The sequence below is a fragment of the Commensalibacter communis genome (assembly GCF_947179105.1).
Taxonomy (GTDB): domain Bacteria; phylum Pseudomonadota; class Alphaproteobacteria; order Acetobacterales; family Acetobacteraceae; genus Commensalibacter; species Commensalibacter communis.
The window spans coordinates 37009-52366 of record NZ_CAMXCK010000002.1; the positions used below are offsets into that span (position 1 = coordinate 37009).

Genomic DNA, 15358 nt, shown 5'->3' on the forward strand with positions numbered 1-15358 from the left:
ATAAAAAACAATCATAAAACTTGTAAAACGTTCTTTCAGACATTACCTACATATTTAAATTATAAATAAGCTGGTGCCATACTTTCTTTATAATTCACGAAATATTATAATGGATTAAAAACAAAATGTCTGAAATTGAAACCCTATCTCTTTTATTTGACTCTGCTTGGTATCTTGCAACATATCAAGATGTTGCAATGGCAAATTGTGACCCATTAGATCATTACCTTTCTTTCGGATACCGAGAAGGACGTAACCCTAATCGTTTTTTTAACACTAACTTTTACCTAGCCTCCTATCCTGATCTTGCACAATCTTCAATCAATCCTTTTATCCACTACATCTTATATGGTGCTTCAGAAGGTAGACTTCCCCGTTCACCTGGTTCAATGCCTTTACCTCCAATTACTTTCGATATTTTTCTACAAGAAGAACTTATTGAGATTGAAGATACTGATACATCAGAAAGTATATTAGAAACTCCTGAAGAGCCTATTGAAGTTCAAGCAGAACAAGAACAGGAACAAGAGGAAGTAAAAGAAGAAATCGTTGTTGCCCCACCAGCAAAAGCTAAAACAACAACCAAAAAAAATCCTAAAGCGGCACCAAAAGCTAAAACTTTAAGCTCTGCAACTAAAAGAAAACGTACGACCACAAGCTTGAAATAAGTGGTTTATTTGAATAGGTATCATGATCGTTGATTTTTTTTACGATGATGATACCTATTTGATTTCTATTTTGCTTTTAATAAACGTTTTTGGTAAGGCGACAAATGTTTTCCCAAAGGAACATCAGAACCACTAGTTTGATAAGACGCATTTATAATTTTTAACTTATATTGATTATTCAAAGAGGGTGTATGAGAGTGATAATTACCAATCGCTTGCATTAAATCGCCGTTCGTTTCTTTTAAATACAACTTCATAATTGCCCCCGCCACAGCAATATTATAGCAACTATCTTCTTTTAACCTTTTATAAATTATATCTCCAGTTTCGCCTGTTGTGCGTCGTAATGGCTCTATCCATCGTGTATTAATTTGCATCACACCTAAATCTTGTGTTCCATTTTTATTGTTCGAAACAATACCAGGTGCACCGCCCTCAACACGCTGTATTGATGGCAGAACATTGGGTGGCAGATGATGAAAAGACGACACCATCACCATACATTGAAGATACGGGGCAACCATAAATAACCTATTATTTTAATTTACTGTCATCGTAAAATTGAACATAAACTGTGTTACGATGACTTGCAGTCATTATTAAATCTTTATACTATATATCAAACAATAAAGGATAAAAAATGACACGCATTTCAATCGAACTCATCCCTCGAGATAAAGATAGCTTGACGCTCGATATGAATAATATCAAGGAATATTTTTCCGTCGCAGATACCATTAATATTCCTGATCTGATGCGTTTCCCTTTACGAAGTTGGGAGGCTTTTGATATTACGTATCCTTTATATCCAAATACAATTCCTCATATCAGAGCCATTGATATTGACCCCAATGCGCCATTACCAGGATATAATCAGTCGAACCTCGAAGAAATATTGGTTATTCAAGGTGATCCACCAGCAGACCTCCATAAAGTAACATATCCCAATACAACGGAAATGATCTTACGTCGCTATCAAAAAGAACTGCCCCATCTTACTTTATATGCTGCATTTGACCCATACCGTCGCTCTCCTAAAGAAGAATTGGAATATATCCAATCTAAAGAAGCAGCGGGAGCAACAGGTTTTTTTACACAACCTATTTTTGATGAAAAGATGCTAGAACTTTGCATGGATTGGCTACATGATAAAAATGTATTTTGGGGATTGTCACCCGTTGTTGGCCCAAAATCGAAATCTTATTGGGAAGTCACCAATCGTGTTATTTTTCCACATCATTTTGAACCAACATTAGAAGCCAACATCGCTTTCGCCAAGCGTGCATTGCAATTAATCAAACAAACCAATAGCAATACTTATTTAATGCCATTACGGGTTAAACTTGAGAAATATTTACCCCCCTTGATGGATGTTTTTTTATAGTTTAGCGGATTGTAGCGCATACAAAATACGCACCCAAGACCGTATCCCCTTATGAAAAGAACGTAAATTATATTTTTCATTGGGGGAGTGAATGCAATCATCAGCATTTGCAAACCCTACTAAGAACGATTCAATCCCAAATTCACGTTGTAAATCATTCACGACAGGAATGGCACCACCACTACCAACAATGGCTGTTTCGCAACCCCATTCGTCTTGTAAAGCCTGACAAACCGCTCCCAAAATAGCACCCTCTAGCGACACCATGCCAGCTCTTGACGCACCATGAGATTCAAATTCAACTCGGCAATCTTGAGGAATAAGAACAGACACAAAATCGCGGAAATTCTTTCTAATTTTAATAGGATCTTGGTGTCCTACTAACCGAAAAGAAATCTTGGCAGACGCTTTTGCTGGAATAACGGTTTTGAATCCTGCACCTTGATAGCCACCACTGATCCCATTAATTTCACACGATGGACGACACCATGTTTGCTCAATGGCATTAAAAGCCTGTTCACCCGCAGACTCTTTTAACCCAATAGGGGATAAAAGCGCTGCATCCGTTTTACCAATTTCCTGCCACTTTGCTCTAATTTCAGAAGGAATTTCTGGCACGCCTTCGTAAAATTCTGGAATGGTGACACGACCTTGATCGTCTCTTAACGCTGTAATGATTTCAGACAAAACTTGAATAGGGTTACGTGCAGCATTACCATAAATCCCTGAATGTAAATCTCTATTAGCAGCGTAAATCGTTACTTCTTCACCAACTAATCCTCTCACCATTGCGGTGATTGCAGGCACATCTGCTGTTGCCATATCCGTATCGCAAATAAAGGCCATATCAGGATGTAAATGTTGTTTTTGTTCAGCTAGAAAAGCTGGCAGGTGTTCTCCACCACTTTCTTCTTCACCTTCCAAAAGCACCGTAATCCGAACAGGGAACTGACCCGTTTCTGTATAAATTGCACGACATGCTTCTAAGAACGTTAATATTTGTCCTTTATCATCGGAGGATCCTCGGCCATGAATCACATCTTGTCCTAAATTACCTTTAAGCATACATGGTTCGAAAGGAGGAATTTTCCACAATGCAATCGGATCAACAGGCTGAACATCATAGTGACCATAAAATAAAATATGTGGCGCATTCGTTGCCGAAAGCTCTTGTGCAAGGATAATAGGATGTCCTTCTGTTTCACAAATGCGTGTGACAAAGTTGAAAGACGTTAGATATTCTTTTAACCAATTGGCTGCATTGCGACATTCATGTGCATAAGTAGGGTCGGCTGAAATGCTAGGAATTTTTAATAATTCAAATAATTTTTCTAACGATTCAGATAGTCCTCGATCAACAGATCCTAAAATTGTTTGCAAAAATATTTCCTTTCTTTATCCATACAACCATTTTATGATTATAATCATTTTCCAAAAATAAGAAAAATCTATCTTTACCACGGACAGGATTTTTAAATTAAGAACTGTACTCTCACATAATGCCTATCAATAGCCTTAAACCCAGCCCAATTACATTAAAAATTCTCGCTGTTGTAATATTTAATCTGATTTGTTACATCAATGTCGGTATGTTCTTTACCGCGATATCAGTATTCGTGCATCAGTCCCTCCACTATAATTCTGTTATTGCTGGAATGGCCGTATCTGTGGCTTATATTGGCACATTTCTGACGCGACCAAGTGCAGGTAGATGGATTGACACCAAAGGGGCAAAAAGTTCAGTCATTATCGGATTATGTGTCAGTGCTATTGGTGGTATCTTTACCCTTATTTCAACGTTATTTACAACCTTTCCAATAGTAACATTACTTATTATTATCCTCGGGCGATTATGTATAGGTGCCTCTGAAAGCTGGGCCTCAACGGGAACTAATCTTTGGAACATCAGTCGAACAGGAATAGAAAATGCAACGCATGTTATTTCTTGGAACGGGGTGACTTCTTATGGAGGAATGGCGATTGGGGCACCATTAGGTATCTTTTTATTAAACCTTCCGGGTCATTTTGGTGGACTAACCACGATTGCTATTGTCACAATCGTTCTTGCTGGCGTGGGTGCTGTGCTTGCATCTACTTATTCTAATATTGCTCCCACCCCGTCGACTATTCCTCCGCTTCCTTTCACCACAGTTTTTATGCGCGTGTTACCTACTGGTTCAGGTCTTGGGCTAGCAACCGTTGGTTTTGGCAGTATTCAAGCGTTTATGGCACTTTATTTTGTATTTAATGGATGGAACGGTTCTGGTTATGTCATTACTCTTTTTGGAATATGTTTTGTTTTCATTCGTTTTATTTTTAAAAATGCTATTCATAAATATGGTGGATATATGGTCTCTATTGTTTCCTTGAGTATTGAGACAATAGGACTATGTTTCATTGCATTTAGCCACTCTATTATCGGAACATATATTGGTGCTGGATTGACTGGTTGTGGATTTTCACTGATTTTTCCTGCTCTAGGCATTATTGCTATTGCCACAGTCGGTGCAGAAAACCGAGGATCCGCTTTGGCATGTTTTGGTCTTTTTCTTGATATCGCTCTCTTTATCGCAGGACCATTATTAGGATTTATCTTATTTCATTGGGGATATTACTGGTTGTTCCTAAGCGCTGCTATTTTCACCTGTGCAGGAACAATATTAACCTATATTTTGCACTATCAATCAAAATATCGTAACCTGACAGCATCTAATCAAAATCACATTATAAAAAGTTAAATTAATGTCTACATATACACATTCTGTCACAGTTTTTTGTGGGTCTCATCTGGGTAATAATCCAGCTTTTGAACAAGCTGGCAAAGATCTTGGAAAAGGCTTGGTGCAAAATAACATTCGTCTTGTTTTTGGAGGTGGAAATGTCGGTATTATGGGCGCTGTTTCCAATACTGTCATCGATCTAAACGGCGCCGTAAAAGGCATCATCCCCAAATTTTTACAAAAAAAAGAAGGGGAACATTCCCGCGTTCAAGATCTTATCGTCACCCAAGATATGCATAAAAGAAAAGAAATCTTATACCAAGAAGCAGATGCATTTTTGTGCCTGCCAGGCGGTATCGGAACTTTTGACGAGTTTTTTGAAATATTAACCTGGAAACAACTACATCTGCACAATAAACCCATTATCATTGTCAATATTGAAAATTGGGCAGAACAAGTTTGTAATCAACTAAAAGCAATAGTCGATCAAGGGTTCGCTGATGCTGGCATCTTAAATCTATTCGAACTTATTCAAGATGTGCCAACCACTTTAAATCGTTTACAAGAATTATTTGACTAAGCTAATTTAACTTGATCATAATCCATTTGCTAAAGATTATGATCATCCATCACGAAAATTTAGTTTACTTTGTTAAAAAATCTTTATATCGCCAATCGTTCCAATTTTCTTTTTCATGGAGCTTTTAGCGACGATACAATTCCAATAAATTTTTAATCTTGCGAGAGATATTTTAAAATTTATTTCATAATAGTCAAATTGTCGTTTAACAAACGAATAACTTCATCTATATTTTCTCTTGGACTTAACACATTAGAGTTAATCGATGCAAAGAGTAATCCTGTTATGTTTAAGCGATCTGGTATGTCATATTGGGTCAAATCCTTTTTATTAATAAATACAAGAACCTCTTTATAAGCCTCAAAAATCTGACAAACTAGTCCCCAAGTTCCATGTGCTCTGTCAAAATCATGTAACCAATTATTTATAATAAAAGAGCATACCACTCCAAAATACATTGCAGAATCTGCCATATGTTTTATAAATATATAGTACCAATTATGTTTGTTTTCGTACATATTATCAAAACATACCGAAAAAACACTCAAATACTCTTTTAAAAGATGATTGTAGAACGCGGTCTCTTGTGCGTTATCAATCCCTTTCATATCTTTTGCAATCACATCTACGATGCATGTATTAGTAATACAAATTATATCAGGTCCGCCAGAATATACAGGATCAATAAATGCAAAGGCATCACCAGATAATGCCGTTCGATTTTCTGATATACAATATGAAGATATACATGCATATTTTCTTAAATACTTAAAATCAAAAATAGGATTTTTTTGTTTTAAATAATTATAAAAAGTTGGCTCATAACATTAAAGCCATTCCTATGTTTTCTCTAAAGTCGACAACTCATCCCACTGATATATATTTTTACCAAAAGCTGTACCTATGCTAGTTTTACTTTCTGACAAACGTAAAACCCAGATCCAATATCCTTTACCATCTATATGTTAAGAACTCACGCTTCTATCGATACCATAAAACGCATCAGGTATGTCCACAGGATAAATCTCATTAACTAGTACCGCTCAATCGACCCGAAACCAAACTGATGAATTCGGTAAAGGATGCTTAACAGATAGACCGTATTTTTGAGTTAAAACTCTTTTCATACCAGAGGCATCAATTAACCACTTTGTCTATAATTTTCTTTTCTCTTTTCCTAATTCAACTACATAAATATTTTTAATGTGCTCTCTTCTTCAACTTTAATAAAGCGTGTATTTTGTAAAATTTCCACTCTATCTTTGATTGATTAAAAGCATCATTTTCAAGACGTCCCCGTTCAAATTGATAAGAACTCTGAAATGGAAATGAGCTAATACCCATCTCTTTATATGAATCGCCATCGGTATTAATAAATCGCATTCCCATTTTAAGAAAATATTCTTGATCGACATACTTAGCGCCAAATATTTTTCTTAGATAATATGCTCCAATCTCAATTGTCACCTCCCCAACTTTAAAAGAAACTTTGTTCGTGCGGAAACTGGCTTTCATGGATTATACAAATAGGAATATGGGGATTTCTTGCAACAATTACTGAGCTAAAGATAATCCTGTAAAACCACCACCAATGATGATTGCGTCATATATCATTATAAACCTCTACGTTAATAATTGCGATTAAAAAATTATCAACGTAGAGGTTTGTTTCGAACAATGAAACCTTTAATGAATCAAATACCCTCAAACATATTTTTATGATGCACAAAACTATTTAATTGTGCGTAAGCAACCCCAGCATCTATACCAAGTTTAATTAGCCCAGCGATCTGGCCTGGATTTGACAACAGACTTTTTGCCATTTGAATTCTATTTAAATTGCCATCATGGGACAAAGCCATACAAGCAAGAGGTGGTAAATCCCTTGCTGCCGAGTCACAAACAACTCTTAAAACAGCAAAGGGGATTTGGTGATCTTCACAATATTGCGCAACAATACCGCTTTCCATATCAAGTGCCACACAGCCCGTCTTGCAAAAAAGCTCTTGCTTTTCAGCAGAAGCGGTTATGATTTCATCACTATGTAACAAAGCACCGACTTTAATTTTGGACTTTTCCGCACCTAGTTTCAACCGCAAAGCTGGGTCTGAAACATAATCTTTTCCATTTACATGAATAACATTAGGTAACAAAATAGTACCGGCTTTGATTAATGGATCCAAACCTGCGGCAAAACCAAAAGAAACAATCGAAGTAACATTTGCCATAATCAAACGATTCAAAGCGATTTTTGCCCCTTCTTTTGTTGCCCCACTTGCCTCTATAGCCGCAGGATACAAATGACGAGCTAATTTCGCCTCTGATTGCATCCCAACCAAAACGCCGATACGTTGTTGCATTTAAAATCCTACCTCGACTTTACCTATGTTACTGGATTGTAAATTCCGATAACGTGACAAAGCAAATAATGGAAAAAATTGACGATATCCATGATAACGCAAATAGAAAACTCTTGGAAATCCAACAGCATTATAAGGATCTTCATTCCACTGACCATCAGCTTCTTGATTTTCCATCAACCATCGAATACCTTTTTGCACTGCTGGGTGTTGATGTTGCTTTGCTGCCATCAGTCCCAGTAAAGCCCATGCTGTTTGAGAGGGAAGACTGGTATGATGCTGACCAGGAGTTGCACCTTCGTAAGATTCTTCGCTTTCACCCCAACCCCCATCAGGGCGTTGCACACAAAGCAACCAATCAACCGCTTTTTTAACCGCAGGATCTTCTTCAGAAATGCCGACAGCATTGAACGCACATAATGCAGACCACGTTCCATAAATATAATTTGTTCCCCAACGACCAAACCACGCACCAAATTTTTCTTGTTCATCGCGCAGATATTGAATACCACGATCAATAACTGGTTTATCCTCTGGATGGCCTAATTGTGCAAGGAAAGAAATACAACGGGCCGCCACGTCCACTGTTGGTGGATCAAGCAAAGCACCATGATCGGAAAACGGAATGTGATTCAACAGCATTTTGTTATTATCAATATCAAAAGCACCCCAGCCACCATTAGAACTTTGCATTCCAATAATCCATTGGCGTGCACGTTCGATAGATTCCTGATGTTCAGGGTTGCCTTGTCGATGAAGCAGCATTCCCACTACGGCTGTATCATCAACATCTGGATAATAGTCATTGCGATACTGAAATGCCCAACCACCAGGCGCCACATCAGGACAATTAATCGCCCAATCCCCTTTGACATCCAGAATTTGGCGATCTTTTAACCACTCTGTTGCCTTAGCAAGCTTTTGCACTGTTTTTTCACGATCAGCAGCGCGAATACCAGAGGCTGTTTCGAACATTGCATGTCCTGTCAACGCGGTATCCCAAATTGGTGATACACAAGGCTGGCAGTAGGCTTCGTCGTCTTTAACGACCATCAATTTTCTAACTGATTCCCAAGCAATTGCTGCCCGAGGATCATCATCACGCATACCCATGCAACGAAATGACATCACAGTATTAGCCATTGCAGGATAAATCGCGCCTAATCCATCTTCACCATTAAGGCGTTTTTCAATGAATTCCACTGTCTTTTTTTGAGCATATTTACGTAAACAAGATGGAAATATTTTTTCGGCAGGACGAACGACTTTGTCAAGATATTTAAATAAATATCCCCACTGAGAACGAAATGGTCCTTTGATCCATTCTTTAATTTGATCTGGAGGCGTTACAAAAAGTTCTTGCACATGAATATTATGACGATTAACGGCTCTGCCCTTCAACGAAACCAACAAAACTAAAGGCGCAATAACGGTTCTGGACCAATAAGACATATTCCATACAGAAAATAACGCCCATTTTGGCATTAACATCAACTCCACTGGCATTGCAGGGGTTGCATGCCAAGGAACTTCACCAAACAAAGCCAGCTGGGTGCGTGTGAAAACATTGGATGCTTCGGCTCCACCATGTGCTAAAATTGCCGTTCTTGCACGCCTCATATGAGGGGCATCGATATCATCACCAATCGCTTTGAGCGCAAAATAGGCTTTCACCGAAGCTGAAATATTAAAATTCCCACCATAATAAAGAGGCCATCCCCCATGATCGCCTTGAATACGACGTAAATAGACCCCAATTTTTTCTTCTAACTCTGTATCAATACGATCAAGAAAATGTTCTAATAAAACATATTCAGCGGGGATAGTTGCATCTGCTTCTAATTCAAAGACCCAATGTCCATCGTCATTTTGACGATCTGCCAATATATTTTGTGCTTGTAAAATAGCATGATCTAATGCTTCGTCCTTAATCGTATTTTCCAAAGAGTCAACATGGTCAAGCATAATCAAATATTTCCTTTTTATTGATACAATACAAAGTATTTTTGGATAAATATTTATCCTCTTTGAGAGTAATAATATCGTTTCTTAGAGGGGCTGAGAAGAAAAAATAGCTTCCGCGGCTCCAAATCCAGAACGAATAGCTCCTTCGATTGTGGCTGGCAACCCTGTTGCAACCCAATCACCTGCTAAAAATAAATTGTGATATGGCGTATAACAGGACGGACGGCGATGATTTTGCTCTACTGTCGCAACAAAGCTCGCTCGCTTTTCCCACAAAAGACGATGATTAGGGATTTCCTCGGGTAAAGCTGTTTCTACCACAGGAGATAAAACTTCTTTGACCTCTTGCCAAATCAAAGAGGCTAAATTCTCAGGCTGACATCCCATAAAACGATTTGCTGCACTTACTGTAATAGAAATTACGCCTGGTTTGACAAATATCCATTCACTAATACCACCAATGACACCCACAAATTTGGCTTTATCTATACTACCCTTCACTCGCAAGTCAGGATCAACCGCATAGTGTAGGTTTAATATACTTTCAAATTGATTCGGTACTTTTACTTTTGGACATACTGTACCCAATATTTGCTCTGCAACGTGTGCATTCAGTGCCAAAATAACACTATCATCAGGACCCACCTCAATTTTATCATTATTCATCACAAAATAATCAATTTTACCCTCTTCAACATGCAATTCTGAAAGGCGTGATTTTGTATGAATTTTACCACCCTGCAAGCTAATTAAAGAGATTGCAGGTTGTACAAATGTTTCCGATAGACCTTCTTTCGGAAAATATGGAATACAGGCTTTACCACCCTTCATCAAAGATTGGCGCATCACTGACCCAAGCAACAAAGCACTACCTGCATCACAAGACGTATTCAAAGCCGAAACCGCAAAAGGTTTTAATAAGCGACGGGCAAATTGTCCATTCACCAAACAATCAGCAACCGTTTGTTGGGTGTCTGCTTTTAAAAACTTCCATAATGCAAATAATTCTGGAAATTTAAAATCAGGAACACGATGTTTTGCAAAAAATAACCACCAAGGAAAACTCCCTTTGGAAAGTAATAAATCCCAACGTTTTCCAACTTCTAAATCAACAAATGGAAATAACGGATATCCCGACCCAATCAAACTATTGGTTGCATCAATCATCCGTAGATATTTAAAAACAGCCTCATTTCCTGACAAAATTAAATGATTCCCATTATCAATGGTTCGATCTAATTGAGCGTCATAAAAAGAGCGGGCTCTACCCCCTAAACAAGGGCTACTTTCGTATAAAATAACCTGAGCATCAGATCGTTGAGATAAAGAAACCGCAGCAGATAAACCTGCTAGTCCACCACCAATAATATGAATATGTTTTTTTGCCATTATGAAATATCTATCTCTTCAATCCAATAAAGCTGACCAGCAAGCCAATGCCCGTTACTGCAACTTTTTCAAATATTGATAAAGAAGCTCTTTGAAAAGGTTGCTTCCAACCTAATTTTCTTTGTTTAATCAATACATACCCGTAAGTAATCGCCATAATCGTTGCAGGCCGCAGCGACTTTTGACTACATTGTGCTGTAAATCGACGAGCTAATTTATAATGATCGGCAGCTCTATAAGCCAAAATATTACAAACTTGATCCACACCAGGATGATTGATACATTTTTTTGGTTCTAAGGGTAAACGAAACCGTTCTAATAATTCTTTAGGTAAATATAAGCGACCCCGTTCAGCATCTTCTTTAATATCACGTAAAACATTTGTTAATTGTAGGGCTCTGCCTAAATGATAAGCAACTTCTTGAGCGGAATTCGAACTATCACCAAAAATACATACGGCTAGGCGACCAACGGCCGAGGCAACACGATCACAATAAAGATCCAACGTCTTTTCATCTGGGGCAACAATAGGATGCTCTACATCCATTTCCATGCCATCAATAATATCAATAAAATCTTGTTGTTTCAGGCTAAATCGTTGGATCGTTGCTAATAAAACTTTCTCAACTGCGTCTTCTGAATGCCCATCATATAGACGAGGCATTTTATCGCGCCACTCTTGTAATAAACGCCGCTTTGTTGAAATATCGCCCTCTTCATCCGCAATATCATCAACAATACGACAAAAGCTATAGAGCGCATACATACCATAACGACGCTCTGGTGATAAAACCTGCATTCCAGCAGCAAAAGAGGTCTTTGATTTGCAAACAATATTTTCTACATAAGTCAAATCAAGTTCGCTGCACCCCATAATCTGTGCAGCTTCAGCTAACGGCTTACGCATAATGTCTGATCCGACCTTTCTTTTGTATGACAAAATTCAATAAATGTCACAAATACCAAGTTACTAATAAATATACAACCTTCAGCTATATATCTTTTTTTTCTAATTAGATACAGGTGAATGGTATCCGACATATCACATATTTTTACATAAAATGACGAAAAGATTTCAAAGTAGAACATAAAACATCCTTTTTGCTGAGCTTTACACGCCCTGCCAAGGGATCCTCTGTTCTTAACCGTTGGGTCAAAAATTTAGCCAAATAAACAATCACTGCAGATTCTAAACGTAAACGCCGATCACGTGTCAGACGAGGCAAATCTTCTGCTTCTTTATTTAATGCATCAATATAATCCAGCAATCTATTAAATATTTTCCGCAAAGGAAAACTGGTTTTATCAGCCAATATATCATCAATAGTCACTTGATATTCTTGCATTAAATCAGACGGAATATAGCAACGATCTAGTTTTATTAAATCCGTTTTACAATCTTGCAAATGATTCAAAATTTGCAAAGATGTGCATAGCGCATCAGAAGCTGGTATCGTATCTGGCCCTTCTTTATGTAATTTTAACAAAAAATGCCCGACAGGATTAGCAGAATAACGACAATAATTTACCAATTCATCTAATGTTTTATATCGAGTTTTGACTGCATCTTGACGAAAAGCAATAATCAAATCCGTTGCCGTATCAAAAGAAACACCTTTTTCAATGAAGCTGTTATGTAAACGCCGCGCCGTCCAAACATCAGACCGATCTGGCGCGGGAACGTCTTTACATAAAACCGCTTCCATTCCATTTAATCGATTAATCTTCTCTTCTGGGGTCAGGGTTTCAGAATCCGCTATATCATCAATGACTCTTGCAAAATCATAATAGGCTTGGACATGGGGTCTGAGTTGCCGGCTAATTAATAAAGAACCTACGGGGAAATTTTCGTCTTTAGCCGCTTTTCCAGAAGAAACGTCTTCTTCTCCCCAAACTGAAGAATCATATAAGGTCGATTTACTTGGTTGAGAAGCCATCATTTATTATCACTTTGTGCATTGGTTTGTTGAATTTGATCAGAGCTTACCATATCTGATAGTTGAATATGTAACTCTTTTTTATCCACTCCGATCGCTGGATCTGTATATGACCTGCCTTTCCACATCATTCCTGTGCCACGGTAATAATTCATTGCTGATCCAATTGTTGCCAGTAAATAAAACAAAGCAATCAATGGAAGTGCAAATATCCATAAATATGACAAACGAAATCTGGATAACGTAGGAATAAATGAACCAATCGAAATACAATATGTAGCGATTGCAAAATGTTGCGTTAACCCATGCGTTGTTATCATGAGTATAAATGGTGCAAACCACATCAAAGACATTAAAAGAATTGTTAATAAAAGAAGCGGCACAGAATAGCGTAATTGCACATAAGCCGTTCTGGTAATCATATTCCAAATATCACTTAATAGCTCATAAGGTCGCAGTGAACGTGCAAGACTGCTATGCCCGAGATAAATATTACCGCCATTTTGTTTAACAAAACTTGCCAACGTAACGTCATCAATCAGCGCAGACTTTAAAGCAGCAATTCCACCTATTTTCTCAAGCATTTCGCTGCGAAGTAAAACTGTTCCGCCTGCTCCGGCTGCGACTGAAGAGCTTTTTTTATTTACTTGAGCAAAAGGATATAGCATGCAAAAGAAATAAACAAAGGCTGGAATAAAGGTTTTTTCATAAATATTTTCACATCTTAGTTGAACCATTTCAGAAACTTGATCCAATTGATCGACCAATGCTTTATGAACTAATGTGGTGAGATGAGAAGAATCATGTTCAATATCAGCATCAGTAAAAAAGAAAAATGTATTTTCGGTAGAATATTGCTGCTTAATATAATCTATACCTGTGGATAGTGCCCATAATTTACCACTCCATCCTGCAGGACGCAAAGCGGTTTCAATCACTTCTAATCGATTTTGAAATGCAGAAGGTAAGCTTTTTTGATAAGCTCTAACAATATCGCCTGTATGATCAGTACTCGCATCATCAACGACTAAGACTTTATATCGCCCTAAATAATCTTGATGTAACAAAGAATGGGCGACACGCTCTATTGTCTCGGCCTCATCACGTGCAGGGATAATAACAAATACATCTGGCCATTCTTCTATCGAATCGATTATTGATTTTGAATAAGGATATAAAATTGGCTCTCTGTGCCAAAAACGCCCGTGAAATAGAAATAACCAAATCCAAATAATAAAAGAACATATTGCAACGATCATCATCATAAATACTCTTAATCTACTATTCTATATTCGAATATCTGTTCTAAAAAATTACGTCATTCTTTTAACTTCTCATTCAATATTTTTTAACGCACATATCCTTGTTGGCGAAACCAATCGACGGCATCTTTGATTGCCTCATGAGCGGGACGATGACGATATCCAAGTTCCCTTTCAGCCTTTGCAGAAGAGAAAAACATTTTTTTATAAGACATCAATAACATTTCACGAGTTACGCGTGGTTGTATGCCAAAGCGATTAGCCATCCACTCTGAAGCAATCGCCACAGGCCAAATCAATTTTTGGTTTAAACGCATCAACGGTGGTCTGACGTTCGCAATCTTAGAGGTCATCGCAAAAAAATCTCGCAGAGACATATTTTCTCCGCCAAGAATATATTTTTCACCAATCACGCCTTTTTCCAAAGCCAATAAATGCCCCTCGGCCACATCATCCACATGGACAATATTTAGCCCCGTATCCACATAAGCTGGCATTTTCCCTCTGGTGCAATCCAAAATCATTTGCCCTGTGGGGGTTGGTTTGATATCTCTTGGGCCAATAGGCGTGGATGGATTCACAATGACCGCAGGCAGTTGATTTTCTTGAATCAGTTTTAAAACAGCTTGTTCAGCTTCATATTTTGATTGTTTGTAAATTCCAATAATCTTATGCACTGGTGTTGTTTCATCCGCAATGCTGCCATCACCAACCAATCCTAAAGCCGCAACAGACGAGCAATATACAATTTTTTCAACCCCTGCCCTTTGAGCCGCCAACATTAAACGACGAGTACCCTCTACATTAATCTTTATCATTTGAGCAGGATCAGGAACCCATAAACGATAATCTGCAGCAACGTGAAAAAGATATTTGCATCCTCTTAAAGACTCTTCAAAAGCCTCTGGGTTTAATAAATCACCCTCAACAACTGTTGCATCCAGTCCTTGTAAATTGGCTTTGTTACTATTGGGGCGGGTCAATACTCTTAAATGATGGCCTCTTTCAACCAATTTTCTTGCAACAGCTGAACCAACAAAACCTGTAACCCCGGTAACGAAAGTTGAGGTAACCATAAAACCCCCCGATCAAA

15 protein-coding genes are annotated in these 15358 nt (G+C 37.9%); 4 read left to right on the top strand and 11 right to left on the bottom strand.

The features are described 5' to 3' along the window. The first annotated feature begins 125 nt into the window (after positions 1-125). On the top strand, positions 126-668 hold the full coding sequence (locus PQG52_RS04780; protein WP_271828220.1) for a hypothetical protein: 543 nt from the start codon (positions 126-128) through the stop codon (positions 666-668). Positions 669-733: 65 nt separating this feature from the next. Here PQG52_RS04780 and PQG52_RS04785 read toward each other — a convergent pair whose 3' ends face one another. Then, positions 734-1192: a lytic transglycosylase domain-containing protein gene (locus tag PQG52_RS04785; protein ID WP_271828221.1), complete on the bottom strand. Its 459-nt coding sequence runs from the start codon at positions 1190-1192 to the stop codon at positions 734-736. Positions 1193-1308: 116 nt separating this feature from the next. Here PQG52_RS04785 and PQG52_RS04790 point away from each other — a divergent pair, with 116 nt between their 5' ends. Further along, on the top strand, positions 1309-2052 hold the full coding sequence (locus PQG52_RS04790) for a methylenetetrahydrofolate reductase (protein ID WP_271828222.1): 744 nt from the start codon (positions 1309-1311) through the stop codon (positions 2050-2052). Here PQG52_RS04790 and PQG52_RS04795 read toward each other — a convergent pair. Next, a complete protein-coding gene (locus PQG52_RS04795) occupies positions 2047-3438 on the bottom strand; it encodes a M20/M25/M40 family metallo-hydrolase (RefSeq protein WP_408869540.1) in 1392 nt (463 codons plus the stop codon). The two genes, PQG52_RS04790 and PQG52_RS04795, sit on opposite strands and share 6 nt — an antisense overlap. A 113-nt stretch (positions 3439-3551) precedes the next feature. On the opposite strand from PQG52_RS04795, the gene PQG52_RS04800 reads away from it, so the two are divergent. Both PQG52_RS04800 and PQG52_RS04805 read left to right on the top strand, forming a co-directional pair. After that, positions 3552-4790: an MFS transporter gene (locus PQG52_RS04800; protein ID WP_271828225.1), complete on the top strand. Its 1239-nt coding sequence runs from the start codon at positions 3552-3554 to the stop codon at positions 4788-4790. 4 nt (positions 4791-4794) lie between these two features. Continuing rightward, on the top strand, positions 4795-5352 hold the full coding sequence (locus tag PQG52_RS04805; RefSeq protein WP_271828226.1) for an LOG family protein: 558 nt from the start codon (positions 4795-4797) through the stop codon (positions 5350-5352). A 179-nt stretch (positions 5353-5531) separates the two neighbouring features. Here PQG52_RS04805 and PQG52_RS04810 read toward each other — a convergent pair whose 3' ends face one another. From PQG52_RS04810 to hpnA, 9 genes are all read right to left on the bottom strand, one after another. Then, positions 5532-5975 carry a hypothetical protein gene (locus PQG52_RS04810; RefSeq protein WP_271828227.1) on the bottom strand — a complete coding sequence of 148 codons (444 nt, stop codon included), beginning with the start codon at positions 5973-5975 and terminating at the stop codon, positions 5532-5534. Between the two features lie 577 nt (positions 5976-6552). Further along, on the bottom strand, positions 6553-6819 hold the full coding sequence (locus tag PQG52_RS04815) for a hypothetical protein (RefSeq protein ID WP_271828228.1): 267 nt from the start codon (positions 6817-6819) through the stop codon (positions 6553-6555). Positions 6820-7046: 227 nt separating this feature from the next. Next, positions 7047-7712, bottom strand: coding sequence for a phosphorylase family protein (locus PQG52_RS04820; protein ID WP_271828229.1), 666 nt, complete (start codon positions 7710-7712; stop codon positions 7047-7049). Continuing rightward, the gene (shc, locus tag PQG52_RS04825) at positions 7713-9677 is read right to left on the bottom strand and encodes a squalene--hopene cyclase (protein ID WP_271828230.1); all 1965 of its coding nucleotides are present in this window, start codon (positions 9675-9677) and stop codon (positions 7713-7715) included. A gap of 84 nt (positions 9678-9761) precedes the next feature. Continuing rightward, positions 9762-11066 (bottom strand): hydroxysqualene dehydroxylase HpnE, encoded by a 1305-nt coding sequence (gene hpnE, locus PQG52_RS04830; RefSeq protein ID WP_271828232.1) that lies wholly within the window; start codon positions 11064-11066, stop codon positions 9762-9764. A gap of 10 nt (positions 11067-11076) precedes the next feature. Then, complete coding sequence (gene hpnD / locus PQG52_RS04835) at positions 11077-11973, bottom strand: presqualene diphosphate synthase HpnD (RefSeq protein ID WP_271828233.1); 897 nt, start codon at positions 11971-11973, stop codon at positions 11077-11079. A 145-nt stretch (positions 11974-12118) separates the two neighbouring features. After that, on the bottom strand, positions 12119-13006 hold the full coding sequence (hpnC, locus tag PQG52_RS04840) for a squalene synthase HpnC (protein ID WP_271828234.1): 888 nt from the start codon (positions 13004-13006) through the stop codon (positions 12119-12121). Beyond that, positions 13003-14268, bottom strand: a complete 1266-nt coding sequence (locus PQG52_RS04845; RefSeq protein ID WP_271828235.1) for a glycosyltransferase — start codon at positions 14266-14268, stop codon at positions 13003-13005. Before PQG52_RS04845 ends, hpnC begins: the two co-directional genes overlap by 4 nt. An 83-nt stretch (positions 14269-14351) precedes the next feature. Next, the gene (gene hpnA / locus PQG52_RS04850) at positions 14352-15341 is read right to left on the bottom strand and encodes a hopanoid-associated sugar epimerase (RefSeq protein ID WP_271828236.1); all 990 of its coding nucleotides are present in this window, start codon (positions 15339-15341) and stop codon (positions 14352-14354) included. Between the last annotated feature and the right edge of the window lie 17 nt (positions 15342-15358).